At 54.1% G+C, this 18,795-nt stretch carries 21 protein-coding genes; 20 read left to right on the forward strand and 1 reads right to left on the reverse strand.

Annotation, left to right across the window (positions count from 1 at the left end; genetic code table 11):
• Positions 1–14 precede the first annotated feature (14 nt).
• From hrcA to deoC, 8 genes are all read left to right on the forward strand, one after another.
• Positions 15–1,049, forward strand: a complete 1,035-nt coding sequence (hrcA, locus tag N685_RS0110575; protein ID WP_031408161.1) for a heat-inducible transcriptional repressor HrcA — start codon at positions 15–17, stop codon at positions 1,047–1,049.
• Between the two features lie 98 nt (positions 1,050–1,147).
• Positions 1,148–1,801 (forward strand): nucleotide exchange factor GrpE, encoded by a 654-nt coding sequence (gene grpE / locus N685_RS0110580; RefSeq protein WP_031408163.1) that lies wholly within the window; start codon positions 1,148–1,150, stop codon positions 1,799–1,801.
• A gap of 22 nt (positions 1,802–1,823) precedes the next feature.
• Positions 1,824–3,647: a molecular chaperone DnaK gene (gene dnaK / locus N685_RS0110585; RefSeq protein ID WP_031408166.1), complete on the forward strand. Its 1,824-nt coding sequence runs from the start codon at positions 1,824–1,826 to the stop codon at positions 3,645–3,647.
• 129 nt (positions 3,648–3,776) lie between these two features.
• Positions 3,777–4,922 carry a molecular chaperone DnaJ gene (gene dnaJ, locus N685_RS0110590; RefSeq protein ID WP_031408168.1) on the forward strand — a complete coding sequence of 382 codons (1,146 nt, stop codon included), beginning with the start codon at positions 3,777–3,779 and terminating at the stop codon, positions 4,920–4,922.
• Between the two features lie 5 nt (positions 4,923–4,927).
• A complete protein-coding gene (prmA, locus tag N685_RS0110595; RefSeq protein WP_031408170.1) occupies positions 4,928–5,866 on the forward strand; it encodes a 50S ribosomal protein L11 methyltransferase in 939 nt (312 codons plus the stop codon).
• Positions 5,867–5,883: 17 nt separating this feature from the next.
• Positions 5,884–6,663, forward strand: coding sequence for a 16S rRNA (uracil(1498)-N(3))-methyltransferase (locus tag N685_RS0110600; protein WP_031408172.1), 780 nt, complete (start codon positions 5,884–5,886; stop codon positions 6,661–6,663).
• A 156-nt stretch (positions 6,664–6,819) separates the two neighbouring features.
• Complete coding sequence (mtaB, locus tag N685_RS0110605; RefSeq protein ID WP_031408174.1) at positions 6,820–8,178, forward strand: tRNA (N(6)-L-threonylcarbamoyladenosine(37)-C(2))-methylthiotransferase MtaB; 1,359 nt, start codon at positions 6,820–6,822, stop codon at positions 8,176–8,178.
• Between the two features lie 124 nt (positions 8,179–8,302).
• The gene (gene deoC / locus N685_RS0110610) at positions 8,303–8,974 is read left to right on the forward strand and encodes a deoxyribose-phosphate aldolase (protein WP_031408175.1); all 672 of its coding nucleotides are present in this window, start codon (positions 8,303–8,305) and stop codon (positions 8,972–8,974) included.
• Here the strand turns inward: deoC and N685_RS0110615 are convergent.
• Positions 8,971–9,906, reverse strand: a complete 936-nt coding sequence (locus N685_RS0110615) for a Na/Pi symporter (protein WP_031408177.1) — start codon at positions 9,904–9,906, stop codon at positions 8,971–8,973. The genes deoC and N685_RS0110615 overlap by 4 nt on opposite strands.
• 183 nt (positions 9,907–10,089) lie before the next feature.
• On the opposite strand from N685_RS0110615, the gene rpsU reads away from it, so the two are divergent.
• The 12 genes from rpsU to recO all read left to right on the forward strand — a co-directional run bounded on the left by rpsU (position 10,090) and on the right by recO (position 18,754).
• On the forward strand, positions 10,090–10,263 hold the full coding sequence (gene rpsU, locus N685_RS0110620) for a 30S ribosomal protein S21 (RefSeq protein ID WP_008879912.1): 174 nt from the start codon (positions 10,090–10,092) through the stop codon (positions 10,261–10,263).
• Between the two features lie 29 nt (positions 10,264–10,292).
• Positions 10,293–10,739: a GatB/YqeY domain-containing protein gene (locus N685_RS0110625; protein WP_031408180.1), complete on the forward strand. Its 447-nt coding sequence runs from the start codon at positions 10,293–10,295 to the stop codon at positions 10,737–10,739.
• Positions 10,740–10,840: 101 nt separating this feature from the next.
• Positions 10,841–11,125 carry a sporulation protein YqfC gene (gene yqfC, locus N685_RS0110630; protein WP_031408182.1) on the forward strand — a complete coding sequence of 95 codons (285 nt, stop codon included), beginning with the start codon at positions 10,841–10,843 and terminating at the stop codon, positions 11,123–11,125.
• A gap of 15 nt (positions 11,126–11,140) precedes the next feature.
• Entirely contained in the window at positions 11,141–12,328 is a 1,188-nt protein-coding gene (yqfD, locus tag N685_RS0110635; RefSeq protein ID WP_031408184.1) for a sporulation protein YqfD, read from the forward strand.
• Between the two features lie 2 nt (positions 12,329–12,330).
• Positions 12,331–13,293 carry a PhoH family protein gene (locus N685_RS0110640; RefSeq protein WP_031408186.1) on the forward strand — a complete coding sequence of 321 codons (963 nt, stop codon included), beginning with the start codon at positions 12,331–12,333 and terminating at the stop codon, positions 13,291–13,293.
• A 53-nt stretch (positions 13,294–13,346) separates the two neighbouring features.
• Complete coding sequence (locus N685_RS0110645; RefSeq protein WP_031408188.1) at positions 13,347–15,449, forward strand: HD family phosphohydrolase; 2,103 nt, start codon at positions 13,347–13,349, stop codon at positions 15,447–15,449.
• Positions 15,446–15,916: an rRNA maturation RNase YbeY gene (gene ybeY, locus N685_RS0110650; protein ID WP_031408190.1), complete on the forward strand. Its 471-nt coding sequence runs from the start codon at positions 15,446–15,448 to the stop codon at positions 15,914–15,916. The genes N685_RS0110645 and ybeY overlap by 4 nt, the downstream gene beginning before the upstream one ends.
• The gene (locus tag N685_RS0110655; protein WP_031408192.1) at positions 15,916–16,269 is read left to right on the forward strand and encodes a diacylglycerol kinase family protein; all 354 of its coding nucleotides are present in this window, start codon (positions 15,916–15,918) and stop codon (positions 16,267–16,269) included. The genes ybeY and N685_RS0110655 overlap by 1 nt, the downstream gene beginning before the upstream one ends.
• 120 nt (positions 16,270–16,389) lie before the next feature.
• Positions 16,390–16,788 carry a cytidine deaminase gene (locus tag N685_RS0110660; protein ID WP_031408194.1) on the forward strand — a complete coding sequence of 133 codons (399 nt, stop codon included), beginning with the start codon at positions 16,390–16,392 and terminating at the stop codon, positions 16,786–16,788.
• Positions 16,781–17,689 (forward strand): GTPase Era, encoded by a 909-nt coding sequence (era, locus tag N685_RS0110665; RefSeq protein WP_031408196.1) that lies wholly within the window; start codon positions 16,781–16,783, stop codon positions 17,687–17,689. The genes N685_RS0110660 and era overlap by 8 nt, the downstream gene beginning before the upstream one ends.
• A gap of 101 nt (positions 17,690–17,790) precedes the next feature.
• Entirely contained in the window at positions 17,791–17,934 is a 144-nt protein-coding gene (locus tag N685_RS19050) for a YqzL family protein (RefSeq protein WP_011231967.1), read from the forward strand.
• 31 nt (positions 17,935–17,965) lie between these two features.
• Entirely contained in the window at positions 17,966–18,754 is a 789-nt protein-coding gene (gene recO / locus N685_RS0110675; protein WP_031408198.1) for a DNA repair protein RecO, read from the forward strand.
• The last annotated feature ends 41 nt before the right edge of the window (positions 18,755–18,795 follow it).

Consider the following 18,795-nt stretch of genomic DNA (forward strand, 5'->3'; position numbering starts at 1 on the left):
CAGAGGTGAGACACGTGCTAACGGACCGCCAACTGCTGATTTTGCAGGTGATTATCGACGATTTCATTCGTTCTGGGCAGCCGGTCGGTTCGCGGACGTTATCGAAAAAGCATCAAATCGCGTTCAGCTCGGCGACGATCCGCAATGAGATGGCGGATTTGGAGGAGCTTGGCTATATTGAGAAAACGCACGTTTCTTCTGGCCGAGTACCGTCGGAAAAGGGGTACCGCTACTACGTCGACCATTTGCTGCCGCCGCAGCGGCTGACAAGGGCGGACATTCAAAAAATCCGCTCCGTGTTTGCTGAGCGCATTTATGAGCTGGAAAAACTGCTGCAAAAGTCGGCGCAAATTTTATCCGAGCTGACGAACTATACATCCATCGCGCTCGGGCCGACGTTTAAAGAAAGCAAGCTGAAGCGGATGCAAATCGTGCCGCTCAACGAACAGACAGCCGTCGCCATCGTCGTGACGGACACCGGCCATGTCGAAAACCGGGTCGTGACGATCCCGTCATCGATGAATGCAGGCGACCTGGAAAAAATGGTCAACATTTTCAACGAGCGGTTAAACGGCGTTCCGCTCATTGACTTGAAAGAAAAAATGGAGACGGAAGTGGCCGATGTATTGCGCCGGCACATCCGCAACTACGACAGCGTGCTCAATACGCTCATTGAAACGATCGATGCTCCTGAAGAAGAAAAAGTGTTTTTCGCTGGCAAGGCGAATATGCTCAACCAACCGGAGTTCAGCGACATCCAAAAAGTCCGCCCGCTTCTGAACATCATTGAGCAAGAAAAAGACATTTATCGCCTGCTTCGCAAGCAAACCCAAAAAGGGGTGCGGGTTTCGATCGGGCATGAAAACGAACTGCGCGGCATGGAAAACTGCAGCTTGATTACAGCGACGTATTCGGTCGGTGATGAGCCGCTCGGGTCGATTGCGATTCTTGGTCCAACGCGCATGGAATATTCGCGCGTCATCACGGTCTTAAACCGTGTCGCTTCCGATTTATCGGCCGCGTTGACGAAATGGTATCAAAGCCAATAAGAATGGCCATATTGGATAACGGATGGATCGTGTATCCATCCTTTCCTTGTGGCCATGGATACATAAAAGGGAAGAGCCCGGGCAGGGAGGTGAAAGCGATGGAACAAGGAGAAAAACAAGTGATGGAACAGGCTACATACGATGAGCCGGAGCGGGAGCAAGCGATCGAGGAAGAATCCGCCCCGCAGCTCGAGGAGGAATCAGGCGGCGCTCCGCTTGGAGAGGCAGGCGAACAAGCCGATAGGGAGGAAGCGGCGGAGCCGATGGAAAAAGCGCCAACAGCCGAGGAGTTGGCGGCGGCCAAGGCGCAGATCGCTGAATTGGAAGCGAAGCTTTCAGAGATGGAACACCGGTATCTCCGCCTGTACGCCGATTTTGAAAACTTCCGCCGCCGGACGCGCCAGGAGATGGAAGCAGCGGAAAAATACCGCGCCCAAAGCTTGGCGAGCGATTTGCTTCCGGTGCTTGACAACTTTGAACGCGCGTTGAAAATAGAGACGGACAACGAACAGGCGAAATCGATTTTGCAAGGGATGGAAATGGTGTACCGGTCGCTTGTTGATGCCTTGAAGAAAGAAGGCGTCGAGGCGATCGAGGCGGTCGGAAAGCCGTTTGACCCTTATTTGCATCAAGCCGTCATGCAGGCGGAAGCGGAAGGCTATGAGCCGAACACGGTCGTTGAGGAGCTGCAAAAAGGCTATAAGCTGAAAGACCGTGTGTTGCGACCCGCCATGGTCAAAGTGAGCCAATAATAGAAATGGAGGGTGATAAGCGATGAGCAAAATTATCGGCATCGACTTAGGAACGACGAACTCTTGCGTCGCCGTGTTAGAAGGCGGCGAAGTGAAAGTCATTCCGAATCCAGAAGGAAACCGCACGACCCCGTCGGTCGTTGCGTTTAAAAACGGTGAACGCCTCGTCGGCGAAGTCGCCAAACGGCAAGCGATCACGAACCCGAACACGATCATCTCGATCAAGCGCCATATGGGGACGGATTACAAAGTCGAAATTGAAGGGAAGCAATATACGCCGCAAGAAATTTCAGCCATCATTTTGCAATACTTGAAGTCGTACGCCGAAGACTATTTGGGTGAGCCGGTGACGCGCGCGGTCATCACGGTGCCGGCCTATTTCAACGATGCGCAGCGCCAAGCGACGAAAGACGCCGGCCGCATCGCCGGCTTGCAAGTCGAACGCATCATCAACGAGCCGACGGCCGCGGCGCTTGCTTACGGTTTGGATAAAGAAGAAGACCAAACGATTCTCGTCTATGACTTAGGGGGCGGGACGTTTGACGTCTCGATTCTGGAGCTTGGCGATGGCGTGTTTGAAGTGAAGGCGACCGCCGGCGACAACCATTTGGGCGGCGACGACTTTGATCAAGTGATCATCGATTATTTGGTCAATCAGTTCAAGCAAGAGCACGGCATCGATTTGTCAAAAGACAAAATGGCGCTCCAGCGTTTAAAAGATGCGGCGGAAAAAGCGAAAAAAGAGCTGTCTGGGGTGACGCAGACGCAAATTTCGCTGCCGTTTATCAGCGCGAACGAAAACGGTCCGCTCCACCTTGAGACGACGCTCACCCGCGCCAAGTTTGAAGAATTGTCGGCCCACCTCGTCGAGCGGACGATGGGACCGGTTCGCCAGGCGTTGCAAGACGCCGGCTTGACGCCAGCGGATATTGATAAAGTCATTTTGGTCGGCGGTTCGACGCGCATTCCGGCCGTCCAAGAAGCGATCAAGCGCGAACTTGGCAAAGAGCCGCACAAAGGCGTCAACCCGGATGAAGTCGTGGCGATCGGTGCGGCCATCCAAGGCGGGGTGATCGCCGGCGAAGTGAAGGATGTCGTCTTGCTCGACGTCACGCCGCTGTCGCTTGGCATCGAGACAATGGGCGGCGTGTTTACGAAGCTGATCGAACGGAATACAACGATTCCGACAAGCAAATCGCAAGTGTTCACAACGGCAGCCGACAACCAGACGACGGTTGACATTCACGTCTTGCAAGGCGAGCGCCCGATGGCGGCGGACAATAAATCGCTCGGCCGCTTCCAGCTGACCGGCATTCCGCCGGCGCCGCGCGGCGTGCCGCAGATTGAAGTGACGTTTGATATTGACGCCAACGGCATCGTTCACGTGCGCGCCAAAGATTTAGGAACGAACAAAGAGCAGTCGATTACGATCAAATCGTCGTCCGGCCTGTCGGAAGAAGAAATTCAGCGCATGATTAAAGAAGCGGAAGAAAATGCCGAAGCCGACCGGAAGCGGAAAGAAGCCGCCGAGTTGCGCAACGAAGCCGACCAGCTCATTTTCATGACTGAAAAAACGATCAAAGAGGTCGAAGGAAAAGTCAGCGCCGATGACATCAAGAAGGCGCAAGAGGCGAAAGATGCGTTGAAAGCAGCGCTTGAGAAAAATGACATCGAGGACATCCGCAAGAAAAAGGATGCGCTGCAAGAAGCGGTGCAACAACTATCGATCAAGCTGTATGAACAAGCGGCGAAACAGGCGCAAAGCGCAGGATCGCAAGCTGGCTCTGCCAATAATAAAGACAATGTGGTGGACGCCGAGTTTGAAGAAGTGAACGACGATAAATAATGCAACCGAAAGTCAAAGTCAGGCCTGCCTTGGCTTTGACTTTTTTTCTAGCATTGACATATTGCCTTGCTGCAGAGGGAAATGATAAAATTAAATTTATGTGAGTGAATCGGGAGTGGATGATCAACGATGGCGAAGCGCGATTATTACGAGATTCTCGGCGTCAGTAAAAACGCGACGAAAGACGAGATCAAAAAAGCGTATCGAAAGCTTTCGAAGCAGTATCATCCAGATGTGAACAAAGCCCCGGATGCCGCGGAGAAGTTTAAGGAAATTAAAGAGGCGTACGAAGTGCTGAGCGATGATGAAAAGCGGGCCCGCTACGACCGCTTCGGCCATGCCGACCCGAACGAAACGTTTGGCGGCGGATTTCAAGGCGGCGGATTTGATTTCGGCGGTTTTAGCGGCTTTGGCGGCTTTGAAGATATTTTTGAAACGTTTTTCGGCGCCGGTCCGCGTCGGCGGGCGAACGGTCCGCGCAAAGGCGCGGATGTCGAGTATATGATGACGCTTACGTTTGAAGAAGCGGCGTTCGGAAAAGAAACAGAAATTGAAATTCCGAGGGAAGAGACGTGCGACACGTGCCAAGGCAGCGGTGCAAGACCGGGTACAAGCCCGACGTCTTGTCCGCATTGCCACGGCAGCGGGCAAGTGACAAGCGAACAAACAACGCCGTTTGGCCGCATCGTCAATCGCCGAACATGTCCCGTCTGCGGCGGCACAGGCCGGTACATTCCGGAGAAATGCCCAACGTGCGGCGGCACGGGGCGCGTCAAACGGAGGAAAAAAATTCATGTCAAAATTCCAGCCGGTGTCGACGACGGGCAGCAGCTGCGCGTCGCCGGTCAAGGGGAGCCGGGGGTCAATGGCGGGCCGCCGGGGGATTTGTACATCGTCTTCCGCGTCGAACCGCATGAGTTTTTCCAACGCGACGGCGACGATATTTATTGCGAAGTGCCGCTGTCGTTCGCCCAAGCGGCGCTTGGCGATGAAATTGAAGTGCCGACGCTTCATGGCCCTGTAAAGCTGAAAATCCCAGCCGGCACGCAAACGGGCACGCGCTTCCGCTTGAAGGGAAAAGGGGTGCCGAACGTGCGCGGCTACGGCCAAGGCGATCAGCACGTCATCGTCCGCGTTGTGACGCCGACGAAGCTGACCGAAAAACAAAAGCAGCTGTTGCGCGAGTTTGATCGGCTCGGCGGAGACACGATGCACGACGGGCCGCACGGACGTTTTTTTGAGAAAGTCAAAAAGGCGTTTAAAGGAGAAGCGTAAGCGCGATGAAATGGTCAGAAATCAGCATTCACACGACGCATGAGGCGGTCGAGGCGATTTCGAACATTTTGCATGAAGCGGGCGCCGGCGGAGTCGTCATCGAAGACCCGTACGATTTGGTCAAAGAACGGGACGACTGGTACGGCGAGATCGTTGAACTCAACCCGGATGACTATCCGGAAGAAGGGGTGGTCATTAAGGCATATTTGCCCGTCAACAGCTTTCTTGGCGAAACGGTCGAACAAATTAAGCAGGCGATTAACAATTTATGGCTGTATGATATTGACCTTGGCAAAAATAAAATTACATTGAGCGAAGTGAACGAAGAGGAATGGGCAACGGCATGGAAAAAGCATTATCACCCGGTGAAAGTGTCGGAAAAGTTTACGATTGTGCCGACGTGGGAAACGTACGAGCCAGCGTCTAGTGATGAGCTGATCATTGAAATGGATCCCGGCATGGCGTTTGGGACCGGCACGCACCCGACGACGGTCATGTGCCTGCAGGCGCTCGAAAAGTACGTGCGGCCCGGCGATCATGTCATTGACGTCGGCACCGGCTCCGGCATTTTAAGCATCGCCGCGGCGATGCTTGGCGCTCGATCGGTGCGGGCGCTCGATCTGGATCCGGTGGCGGTCGACAGCGCGCGGCTGAACGTGAAGCTCAATAAGGTGCAGCATATCGTAACGGTCTCACAAAACAATTTGCTCGACCATATCGAGGAACCGGCTGATGTGATCGTTGCCAACATTTTAGCGGAAATCATTTTGCGCTTTACCGATGACGCCTACCGGTTGTTAAAGCCAGGCGGACGCTTCATCACGTCCGGCATCATTCAGGCGAAAAAGCAGGACGTCCAAGACGGGTTGCTTGCCGCCGGCTTTGCCATTGAGGAAATCAACGTGAGAGAAGATTGGGTGGCGGTTGTCGCCTGCAAACCATAAGCAAAGAAGGGATGGCTGTGCAGCGCTATTTCGTTTCCAGCCAGGCGCAACAAGGCGGGATCGTCGCGATCAGCGGCGATGACGCCCATCATATCGCCCGCGTCATGCGCATGAAGCCGGGGGATGGGATCGTTTGCGTCTTTCCCGACGGCCGCGCAGCGGTGTGCGAAATTGAACAAATTGCCAATGAGCATGTGCAAGCCCGTATTGTACAATGGAAAGAGGAGCAAAGCGAGCTGCCGGTGCGCATTTACATCGCCCAAGGGCTTCCGAGAGGCGAAAAATGGGAGCTCGTCATCCAAAAAGGAACAGAGCTCGGCGCCGCCGGGTTTCTTCCGTTCGAAGCCGCCCGCTCGGTTGTGAAATGGGACGTGAAAAAAGCGGAGAAAAAAGTCGAGCGGTGGAAAAAAATCGCGAAAGAAGCAGCTGAGCAGGCTGAACGAACGGCAGTGCCGGACGTGCGGGCCCCGCTTTCGTTTGCCGAGCTTCTTGCCTTTGGCGAAACGGTCGATGTTCGCTTGTTTGCCTACGAAAAAGAGGCGCGGGACGACCGGCATGCTGGACTTCCGGCGCTTCTTTCCCGCCTCCGTCCGGGTGGCGCGCTGCTGGCGGTCTTTGGGCCGGAGGGCGGGTTCAGCCCGGAAGAAGCGGAACGACTCGAGCAACACGGCTTTGTGCCATGCAGCCTCGGCCCGCGTATTTTGCGCACCGAAACGGCGCCGCTCTATTTGCTTGCCGCCGCTTCCTATGAATGGGAGCTGCGCGCACAAGGCGAAGAAGCGGCGCGTGGGCGATAATGGACCGTTTCGCGTCCTGACGGTTGTCCCCTGCATATTCGCTTGCGCCAGAACGTTGGCATGCAGGCGGTGGTTCAACCGAAACTAGGGCGAGAAGGAAAATGGACAAATTCCTCCCTGCTGGTCACCAAGCGGGGGCAGAGCGAGGTGAATAACATGCCAACAGTGGCTTTTCATACATTGGGCTGCAAAGTCAATCATTACGAAACCGAAGCGATTTGGCAGCTGTTTAAAAAGGCGGGATACGAGCGAACAGAGTTTGAAAGCCGCGCGGATGTGTACGTCATCAACACGTGCACGGTGACGAACACCGGCGACAAAAAAAGCCGTCAAGTCATCCGCCGTGCGGTGCGCCGCAATCCGGACGCCGTCGTCTGCGTGACCGGTTGCTATGCACAAACATCGCCGGCTGAGGTCATGGCCATTCCGGGGGTTGATATTGTCATCGGCACGCAAGACCGGCATAAAATTTTGGACTATGTGGAACAGTTTCAACGCGAACGCCAGCCGATCAACGCTGTTCACAACATTATGAAAACGCGTGTTTTTGAGGAGATAGATGTGCCGGAATTCACTGATCGGACGCGGGCGTCGCTGAAAATCCAAGAAGGGTGCAACAACTTTTGCACGTTCTGCATCATCCCGTGGGCCCGCGGTTTAATGCGTTCACGCGATCCGCAGGAAATCATCCGCCAGGCGCGCCAGCTGGTTGCCGCCGGCTATAAAGAAATCGTTCTGACCGGCATTCATACAGGCGGTTATGGCACCGATCTGAAAGACTATAACTTTGCCGCCTTGTTGCGCGATTTGGATGAGCAAGTGCCGGGGCTGAAGCGGCTCCGCATTTCGTCGATCGAAGCGAGCCAAATCACCGATGAAGTGATTGACGTCTTGAAGCGTTCAGAGAAAATTGTCCGCCATTTGCACATTCCGCTTCAGTCTGGGTCGAATACGGTGCTCAAGCGGATGCGCCGCAAATATACGGTGGAGTTTTACGCAGAGCGGCTCGCCCGGCTGCGTGAGGTGTTTCCGGAATTGGCAGTCACCTCTGACGTCATCGTCGGCTTTCCAGGCGAGACGGAAGAGGAATTCATGGAGACGTACAACTTTATTCGCGAGCAACGGTTTTCGGAGCTTCACGTCTTCCCGTACTCGAAGCGGACCGGCACGCCGGCAGCGCGCATGCCGAATCAAATTGACGAAGAAACGAAGCATGATCGCGTCCGCCGTCTCATCGCCCTTTCTGACCAGCTGGCGAAAGAGTACGCCTCTCGTTTTGAAGGGCAAGTGCTCGAAGTCATTCCGGAAGAGCGCGACAAAGAGCGGCCGGAGTTGTACGTCGGCTATACAGACAACTATTTGAAAGTCCGCTTTCCAGCGACGGAGGATATGGTTGGCGAGCTTGTCAAAGTGAAGATCACGAAAGCCGGCTACCCCTACAATGAAGGGGAGTTCGTCCGCGTGGTGCTCGATGAGATGGTCCGCCAGCCAAAGTGGGCTCATAACCCAGCCTGACCGCTGGGTTTTTTCTGTTTTTTTCGGGGACCATACGGGTGATGGCTAGTTTTTGCCTTGGCGTCATGGTATGATGATAGACGTCAGACCTTTTCGTGTAAATGGCAGAAAGGAGCAAATTCTCATGACGGTGAACATGGCCAAACTGATCGATCATACGCTGCTTAAGCCGGATGCAACGGAAGAACAGATCGTTCAATTATGCCAAGAAGCGAAGCAATACGGTTTCGCTTCCGTGTGCGTCAACCCGACATGGGTGAAGACGGCGGCGCGCGAGCTTTCCGGCACGGATGTCCGAGTCTGCACGGTCATCGGCTTTCCGCTTGGGGCAACAACGCCGGAAACAAAGGCGTTTGAAACGAACAACGCCATTGAAAACGGCGCTCGCGAAGTCGACATGGTGATCAACATTGGCGCGTTAAAAAGTGGGGACGATGATCTTGTCGAGCGCGATATCCGGGCAGTTGTCGAAGCATCGGCTGGCAGGGCGCTTGTCAAAGTGATTATTGAAACGGCGCTTTTGACCGATGAAGAAAAGGTGCGCGCTTGCCGGCTTGCGGTGAAAGCCGGCGCTGATTATGTGAAAACGTCAACCGGGTTTTCCGGCGGAGGCGCGACGGTCGAGGATGTTGCGCTGATGCGAAAAACGGTCGGCGATAGAGCAGGCGTCAAAGCGTCAGGCGGCGTCCGCGATCGGAAAACCGCTGAAGCGATGATCAATGCCGGCGCGACGCGCATTGGCACAAGCTCTGGAGTGGCGATCGTCACCGGCGGAACGGGCCGCGCTGACTACTAAACCCGGTTTCGGTCATGCAAAAACAGAATGGCCCTTTCGATGGCGCGGACAAATGGCAGGGCGGCCACTGAGCAAATGACGTTGAACAAAACGCTCACATGAGCGAGCTGCACATCAGGCGCTGGGCTGAGCCCGGCGGCGAGACGGGCGAGCGGCTCGGTCCAAAAGGCGAACAAGGCGGCGCCGGCGACGTTCAGCCATAGATGGGTGTAGGCGGTCAGCTGGGCCTCCTTGCTGGAGCCGATCGAAGCCAAAAGTCCGGTGATGCACGTACCGATGTTGGCGCCAAGCAACATCGCAATTGCCGCGGGCAGCGTCAACAGCTGTTCGTTTAAAAATCCCATGGCGATGCCGATTGTTGCCGCGCTCGAGTGAACGAGAGCAGTAAGGACAATGCCGACAAGAAGGCCGGCAGCGATGGATCGGTTTGTTTCTTTAAGCCATGCATCAACGAACGGGTGGGCGGCAAGCGGTTTAGCGAGGCTGCCAAAGCCGTCCATGGCAAACAGCACAGCGGCGAGACCGACGGCGGTCATGCCGATGCCGAGAACAAGGCGATGACGGCCGAAAAAAACAAGCAGCGCGCCGCTGACAAGAAGTGGGATGGCGCCATCACCGATATCGAGCGTCATCAGCTCGGTCGTGACCGTCGAGCCAATGTTGCTGCCTAAAATGATGCCGATCGATTGGCGGAACGATAAGTAGCCGGCGGCGACAAGGCCGACTGTCATCACCATCACCGCTGAGCTGCTTTGCAAGAGAGCGGTTGTCGCCAAACCGGCGACAAATCCTTGCAGCGGTGTGGCGGTAAAGCGCATGAGCCACTGTTTCAACCGATGGCCGGACAACGTGTAAAGTCCGGCTTTCATCATAAACATGCCAAGAAGGAACAAAGCGGTGTAAATGGCGAACAGCATGACAAATGATGCCATGGGCGCCCCCCTTTCATCTTAATATGTATGAGCCTTGTCCGCACGTAATGACCATTTTTTCAGCGTGGGGAAGAGGCGGCCGGCAGGATGCCGTTGCTTTTTTTATTGACCTTTTCTGTCAGCATGTATTATAATTGACAAGTACAATATGCAATGGTTGTTGTTCGGAGGGAGGGAAGCAGGATGTCCAAAACGATCGTTCGCAAAAATGAGTCGATCGACGACGCTCTTCGTCGCTTTAAGCGTGCCGTTTCGAAAACGGGCACTTTGCAAGAAGTGAGAAAGCGCGAATTTTATGAAAAGCCAAGCGTCAGACGGAAGAAAAAATCTGAGGCGGCTAGAAAGCGCAAGCACTAAGAGCATGCATTAAAGAGGGTGTATAATCGGTGAGTCTTCTCGATCGTTTGAATGACGATATGAAGCAAGCGATGAAAAACAAGGAGAAAGAAAAACTGTCTGTTCTCCGGATGCTGAAAGCGGCGCTGCAAAACGAAGCGATCAAGCTCGGCAAAAGCCCGCTCTCGGAAGACGAAGAGCTGACGGTTCTTTCTCGCGAACTGAAACAGCGTAAAGACTCCCTCCACGAATTTGAAAACGCTGGCCGTTCAGATCTTGTCGAGAAAGTGAAAACCGAAATTGAAATCGTTCAATCGTATATGCCAAAGCCGCTGACGGAGGACGAGCTGCGCGAATTGATCGAGCAGACGATCAAGGAAGTCGGCGCCTCTTCGAAAGCGGATATGGGAAAAGTGATGGGCGCAATCATGCCGAAAGTGAAAGGAAGGGCGGATGGTTCGCTCGTCAACCGACTTGTCCAACAACAGCTGTCATAAATGCAATGGGCCTTGCCGGCAGGCGGGCCCGTTGTTTTTGAAAAGCGGTGCTAGAACCCCCTTTTGTCTCATACATATGAGATGAAAGGGGGTTCTTTTTGATGGTGAAAAAATGGCGCCAGCAGATGAAGCGGTGGATGGCGGAAAAGCTTGAACTTCCCGCCGACATTATGATGGATCTGCCCCGCATTACGATGGTTGGACACATACATATTTACATTGAAAACCACCGCGGGCTGCTTGCGTTCAGCGATAAAGAGCTCCGCCTTTTGCTGCGGAACGGACAGCTCGTTGTCCGCGGCGAACAGTTTGTCATTAAAACGATTTTACCGGAAGAAATTTTGTTGGAAGGGAAAATCAACCAAGTCGTTTATATAGATGAATAGCGAGGAGGAACGGGGATGAAAAACGAATGGGTCGACACGCTCGCCGGCAGCGTGCGGGTCAAAGCGAGAGGGAAAGGGATCGAACGGTTGATCAACGCCTGCGTCCGCCAAGGGATTGCCGTCTGGAACGTGAAAAAGCATAGCGCGGATACCGCGACGTTTTTCATTAAGCTCAGCGACGTGAAACGGCTGCGCCATGTCGCCCGGCAAAGCGAATGCAAACTTTCGTTTGTCGGGAGAACCGGGCTGCCGTTTTTTTGGCGGCGGGCCTGGCGGAACAGCGGGTTTTGGCTCGGCTTGCTTCTTTTTATAGCGATTGTGTTTTTGCTTTCGAACATCGTTTGGAAGATCGAAATCGACGGGGCGGCTCCGGAGACGGAGCATCAAATCGCCCGCGAGTTGAAGCGAATGGGGGTCGAGCGCGGCGCATTTCAGTTTCTGCTTGATGCCCCGGAGACAATGCAAAAAAAGCTGACGGAACGCGTTCCGGACATCACGTGGGTCGGCGTTGAGTGGGAAGGGACATCGCTTCGCTTCCGCGTCGTTGAAAAAGAGATTCCGGAGCCGAAAAAACCGATTCCGCCACGTCATCTCGTGGCCAAAAAAGAGGCGGTCATCGCTGATTTGTTCGTTGAAGAAGGACAACCGCTCGTTTCCGTCAACGACTATGTGCAAAAAGGCCAACTGCTTGTTTCTGGCATCATCGGCGCGGAAGGGAGGACGAAGTTTGTGCCGGCGTCAGGGAAAGTGTTTGGCGAAACATGGTACAAGTCTACGGTCGTCCTGCCGCTCGAGACGACGTTTCATGTGTTGACCGGCAAGTTCACTGAACGGCATTATATCGGAATCGGGCGCTTTTTGATTCCTGTTTGGGGATGGAAGAAGCCGGTGTTTGCCCATACCATCGTTGAGACAGAAAAACGGCCATTTCGTTTTTGGAAATGGGACTTGCCGCTCTATTACGAACGAATCACGATCCGCGAGGCGGAAGAAGTGAAGCGGCGCTACACGTGGGAAGAAGCGTTCGCGGAAGCAAAAGAGATCGCCCGCCGCGAACTGCGGGCGAAATTGCCGGAGGAGGCCGCCATTCGCGGCGAAAAAGTTTTGCATCAGGCGAAAGAGAATGGTAAAGTAAGGGTAGAATTGCATTACGAAGTCATCGAAAATATTGCTGTACCACAACCCATCGTCCAAGGAGATTGAGAATGTCAGAGCAGTTTGTTACGATCAGCCAACATGTGCGAAACCCGCAGGAAGCGGCGGCGCTCTTTGGCGTCCATGACATCCATTTAAAGCGGATCGAGAAAGAGCTCGGCGTGTCGATTGTGACGCGCGGGGAAACAGTCAACGTCTCTGGCACGCCGCAGCAAGTTCAGCTCGTTGATGAATTGCTTCGCCATTTATTGATCGTCATTCGCAAAGGGGCGGCGGTCAGCGAGCGCGACGTTCTTTACGCCATTCAGCTTGCGAAAAAAGGAGCGCTTGACGGTCTTGTTCAGCTGTATGACGAAGAAATTACAAAAAATGCCAAAGGGAAGCCGATCCGCGTCAAAACGTTGGGCCAGCGCTATTATGTTGCGGCAATTGAACAGTACGACTTGACATTCGGCATCGGTCCAGCCGGCACCGGAAAAACATACTTGGCGGTCGTCATGGCAGTCAAGGCGTTAAAAAGCGGCAGCGTCAAGCGCATCATTTTGACTCGTCCGGCTGTCGAGGCCGGAGAAAGCCTCGGCTTTTTGCCAGGCGACTTAAAAGAGAAGGTTGACCCGTATTTGCGCCCGCTGTATGATGCCTTAAACGATGTGTTGGGAGCGGAGTATACGCAGAGGTTGATTGAGCGCGGCACGATTGAGATCGCTCCGCTCGCCTACATGCGCGGCCGGACGCTGGACGATGCGTTCGTCATCCTTGACGAGGCGCAAAATACGACGCCAGCGCAAATGAAAATGTTTTTGACCCGGCTCGGCTTCGGCTCGAAAATGGTCATTACCGGCGATATTTCCCAAGTCGACTTGCCGAAGGGCGTCGAATCGGGGCTTTCGGTCGCCAAGCGCATTTTGTCTTCCATTGGCGGCATTGCTTTTGTGTTTTTGGAACAGACGGATGTTGTTCGCCATCCGCTCGTCGCGAAAATTATTGACGCCTATGATGAGGCGGGCTTATAGATAGAACGAGAGCGACGGGATCGGCCTTTTCTTGCAAAGCGAGGGGAAAACCGGTGGGAAGGTTTCGTTTTTTTCTTGAGCGGACAAAAACAGTCCGCTTTGTCCGCTTTTGGCTGTTTTTGTTTTTGGCCGTTCTGTTGTTTGCCGTTTTATATTGGCAAGTGAAGCCGCGCCAGTATGAGCTGCGCCTGTTTGATATCGCTAAGGAAACGATTCGTTCGCCGGTGACGGTCGAGGACAAAGAGGCGACCGCCAAGTTGAAAGAAGAGGCGGCGGCGAAAGTAGCGGATGTCTATACGTTAAAAAAAGAATATGCCGAAAACCGGGTCGCCCTTCTTTCCTCGCTGTTTGCCGCGATTGAAAGCGTGCAGCACGAGGCGGAGCCGGATCGCCCGCTCGCCGATATGATGACCAAACTTGAGGAACGGCTGCCGCCGGAATGGCTTGCCTATTTGTCTGCCGCTGAATGGCAACGGTTGCTTGCCGCCTCGCCGGAGGAACTCAAAACGGCGAAGGAAGCCGCCTTAACGGCGGTGCATTCCGTCATGAGCGAGCGCATTTCCCAAGCCGAACTTGACACGGCGCGGGCGGAAGCGGCCAAAGAGCTTGAATACGCTGCGCTGTCGCCGCTGCTTCGCGAGGCGGTCGCCAAGCTTTGCCGACAGGCGGTTATTCCGAACGTCGTCTACGATCGGGCGGCGACGGAAGAAAAACGGCGGCAGGCGATGGATGAAGTGAAGCCGGTGAAAATTTTGCAAGGGCAAGTGATCGTCGAGGAAGGACAGTTTATTACGAATGATGTTTACCGCCGGCTCGAGCTGGTCGGCTTGCTTGGGAGCGGGCGTCCGTCTTGGACCGCCGCTGGGCTTGGGGTGTTCGTTTTGTTGCTGCTTGCTCCGCTCATGTACTATTTTCGGACGGAAACAACGAATGAAAAACTGTCGCTTTATACAGCCATTTTTACGTTGATGATGACGACAATGGCGCTCATTCGCCTTGTGCCATCCAGCGGCGCTGTTTCCATCGGTTGTCTTGTGCCGGCGGCGTTTGGGCCGATGCTCGTCCGCATTTTGCTCGGAGAGCGGCTCGCGATGATGACGGCCATCATCGGAGCAGTATGCGGCAGTTTGTTGTTCAATGAGGAAATGGGAACAGCCGGCGCGGTGTCGGTGTCGTTGATTGTTTACTTTCTTGCCGGCGGCTTGGCCGGTGCGTTTTGTCTGCCGAAGGAGCTGGCGAAAGCGAACATTTGGCGAGCCGGCGTGTTGGTCGCCGCGGTCAATATCGTTTCGCTTTTTTCGTTGTTGCTGTTAAAAAGCGGCCGCTATTCGCCGGCGGAAATCGGTTTGTTGGTGCTGATGGCGGCGGCCTCAGGGGTTTTTTCTGCCATTTTGACGATCGGTCTCTTGCCGGTGTTGGAGGCAGCGTTCGGCATTTTGTCGCCGCTTCGGCTCATTGAACTGTCCAATCCGAACCATCCGCTCTTGCGCAAGTTGCTCACTGAAGCGCCGGGGACGTACCATCATAGCATTATGGTCGCCAATTTGGCCGAAGCGGCGTGCGAGGCGATCGGCGCCGACGGCTTGCTGGCGCGCGTCGCCTGCTACTACCATGACATCGGCAAGACGAAGCGGCCGCGCTATTTCATCGAAAACCAAATAGGCGGCAATCCACATGACCATTTGTCGCCGCAGTTGAGCAAAAATATTATTATCGCCCATGTCGCCGATGGCGTCGCTTTGCTCCGCAAGCACCGGCTGCCGAAGGAGATTATTGACATCGCCGAACAGCACCACGGCACGACGTTGCTCAAGTATTTTTATCATAAGGCGCGCGAGCAAACCGAGTTTGTCTCGGAAGCGGAGTTTCGTTATCCTGGGCCGAAGCCGCAGACGAAAGAAGCGGCGGTCATCAACATCGCCGACAGCGTCGAAGCGGCTGTTCGCTCGCTATCCAACCCGTCGCAGGAAAAAATCGAGAAGATCGTCCGATCGGTCATCGCTGATCGTTTGCAGGACAACCAGCTGAACGAATGCGACATTACGCTGAAGGAGTTGGAACTCGTCGCCCGTTCGCTTTGCGAGACTTTAAACGGCGTCTTCCATTCGCGCATCGAATACCCAGAAGTACGAAAGGAAAAGGTGAAGCATGCATGACCATTCACATTGATGTTCTAGATGAAACAAACGAGGTGACCGCTGAGCAAATCGAGATGATCGAGCGGCTGCTCAGCGAGGCGGCGGCCCTTGAAAACGTGCCGGACGGGGCGGAGGTGAGCGTCACATTTGTGGACAACGAACGCATCCGCGCGATGAATCGCGACTATCGTGGCAAAGATGCGCCGACCGATGTGCTTTCGTTTGCTCTTGAGGAGGAAGGAGAAGAAGAGGTTCACATCGTCGGCGCTGATATGCCGCTGGTGCTCGGCGATATCGTCATTTCGATTCCGAAGGCGAAAGAGCAGGCGGCAGCCTATGGCCATTCGTTTATGCGCGAGCTCGGGTTTTTGGCTGTGCACGGTTTTTTGCATCTGCTTGGTTACGATCATGAGACAGAAGAGCAAGAGCGCGTCATGTTCGCCAAGCAGGAAGACATCTTAGCGAGGTTCGGGTTGACAAGATAATGCGCGGCAAACGAGAACGAGACCGGTTTGCTTGGGCGTGGGCGGGAATGAAGGCGGCGGTGAAAGAGGAAGTTCATTTGCGCTTTCATTTGGCGTCCGCTGTTGTCGCCTTTGCCGCCGGGTGGGTCGTTGGGCTGTCGCGCTGGGAGTGGATCGTGCTGTTCATGGTGGTCGGCACGGTTATTGCGCTTGAGCTCGTCAACACGGCTATTGAGCGCGCCGTCGATTTGGCAACGGGTGAGTTTCATCCATTGGCGAAGGCGGCGAAAGACATCGCGGCCGCGGCGGTGCTCGCGGCGGCCGGATTGGCGGTTGTGATCGGCATTTTGTTGTTTTGGCCGCATCTTCGCTAAACGAAAGAGAGAAAATTCTAATTTTTCTGTTACATTTTGATTTCAAATGATGAAATGAATGGCGTTTTTTTGTAAAATAAAAGAAAGCAGCGTTTGCTTGCAGGAAAGGAAGAGTCACTCGTGGAGATTGAACAACTCATTGCCGAAGCGAAAAAAGCGCGCGAACTCGCCTATGTGCCGTACTCGAAGTTTCCAGTCGGCGCCGCGCTGTTGACGAAAGGCGGCAGCGTGTACCGCGGCTGCAACATTGAAAACGCCGCCTACAGCGTGTGCAATTGTGCGGAGCGGACCGCGTTGTTTAAGGCATATTCGGAAGGGGAAAGGGAATTTGCCGCTTTGGCGGTCATTGCCGACACCCCCCGTCCAGTGCCGCCCTGCGGCGCATGCCGCCAAGTGATCGCCGAACTTTGCCCCGGCGATATGAAAGTCATTTTAGCCAGCCTCAGAGGCGATGTGAAAGTCATGACAGTCAGTGAATTGTTGCCAGAAGCTTTTTCAGCGGAGGATTTGCATGCGTAAAGAAGGATACAAATCAGGATTCGTTGCCATTATCGGAAGACCAAACGTAGGAAAGTCGACGTTTTTAAACCGTGTCATCGGGCAAAAAATCGCGATTATGAGCGATAAACCGCAAACGACGCGCAATAAGATTCAAGGCGTGTACACGGACGATGACGCGCAAATCATCTTTATTGACACCCCGGGGGTGCATAAACCGAAGCATAAGCTCGGCGACTTTATGATGAAAGTGGCGCTCAATGCGCTTCGCGAAGTCGATTTGATTTTGTTTATGGTCAATGCCGAGGAAGGGTTTGGGCGCGGTGAGGCGTTCATCATCGAACGTCTGAAAGAAGTGGATACCCCGGTGTTTTTAGTCATCAATAAGATCGACCGCGTCCATCCGGATGAATTGTTGCCGCTCATTGACCGATACAAAGATTTGTACCCGTTTGCTGAAATCGTGCCGATTTCGGCGCTGGAAGGGAACAATGTCGACCGCCTGCTGGAGCAAATTAAAGAACGGTTGCCGGAAGGGCCGCAATATTATCCGCCGGACCAGATCACTGACCATCCGGAGCAGTTTATCATCGCCGAGCTCATTCGCGAGAAAGCGCTTCACTTAACGCGCGAGGAAGTTCCGCACTCGATTGCTGTCGTCGTCGAACGCATCGAGCGGCGAGAAGGATCGGGAACGGTGTACATTAGTGCGGTGATCGTTGTGGAGCGCGATTCGCAAAAAGGAATCATCATCGGCAAGCAAGGCCGGATGTTGAAGGAAATCGGACAGCGGGCGCGCGCTGACATCGAAGCGCTGCTTGGGTCAAGAGTGTTTTTGGAACTGTGGGTGAAAGTGCAAAAAGACTGGCGCAACCGTCTGGCGCAGCTGCGTGATTTTGGATTCCGTGAAGACGAGTATTGACGGTTAGAAAATTTTACGCGACATAAACCGTTTTTGCCTGAGCCAACCTATAGGTAAACCACCAATACGCAATGCCTGCAGGCGGAAAGAGGTGTCATTCCATGCTTGAGTTTACGTGGAAGTTGTTTAGCCAAACAGGCAATATCGACACGTACCTCCTATTTAAAGAGTTGGAACGAGAGCAACAGTTTGGCGGTGAAGAGCAAAACGCTGAACAGAAGGAAATCGACCAACCGATCTCGTAGCATCGTTGTTGGTAGAAGCGGTGGTGATGGGATGTTCGAAACGTGTGAAGCGATCGTCATGCGAACGGTCGATTATGGTGAAACAAATAAAATTGTCACATTGTTTACCCGAGAATGGGGAAAGGTGGCTGCGATGGCAAGGGGAGCGAAAAAGCCAAGCAGCCGCCTTTCTGCTGTTACGCAGCCGCTCTCATACGGCCATTATGTCATCCGCCGCAGCCGCGGTGTCGGTGTTCTTCACCAGGGAGAGCTCATTGACTCGATGCGGGCGCTGCGCGAAGATTTGTTTGCCGCCGCCTATGCGGCGTATATTGTGGAGCTCACCGACAAAAGCATGGAAGAGCAAAAGCGCAATCCATACTTGTTTGAGCTTCTTTTGCAGACACTACAATATATGAGCGAAGGCCGCGATTTAGAGATTTTGACGTTCATTTACGAAATGAAAATGCTTGCGGTTCTTGGCATCCCCCCTGTGCTTGACCGTTGTGCCCGTTGCGGGGCGACGGAGGGGCGCTTCGCGTTTTCCGTCAAGGAGGCGGGCTTCCTTTGCCATCGCTGCGAGACGTCCGATCCCCATCGGTTCCCGCTCTCTCCGGCTTCCGCCCGGCTGTTGCGTCTCTTTTTTCATATCGATCTTGCTCGGCTTGGATCCATATCGGTGAAAGAAAGGACAAAGATGGAGCTGGGCGCCGTATTGTCCGCCTATTATGATGAATATGCCGGCCTGTCGCTGAAGACGAAGCGTTTTTTGCAACAAATCGGTGAACTGAAAGACAAGCTCAGCCCTGACGGAGGGCAAGGAGCATCATTTTCATTGTGAATGGGGCGTGTAGTATAATATAAAAGTGATAGCGTGTGGGA

Origin of the sequence: Geobacillus vulcani PSS1 (genome assembly GCF_000733845.1) — a bacterium.
GTDB classification, from domain to species: domain Bacteria; phylum Bacillota; class Bacilli; order Bacillales; family Anoxybacillaceae; genus Geobacillus; species Geobacillus vulcani.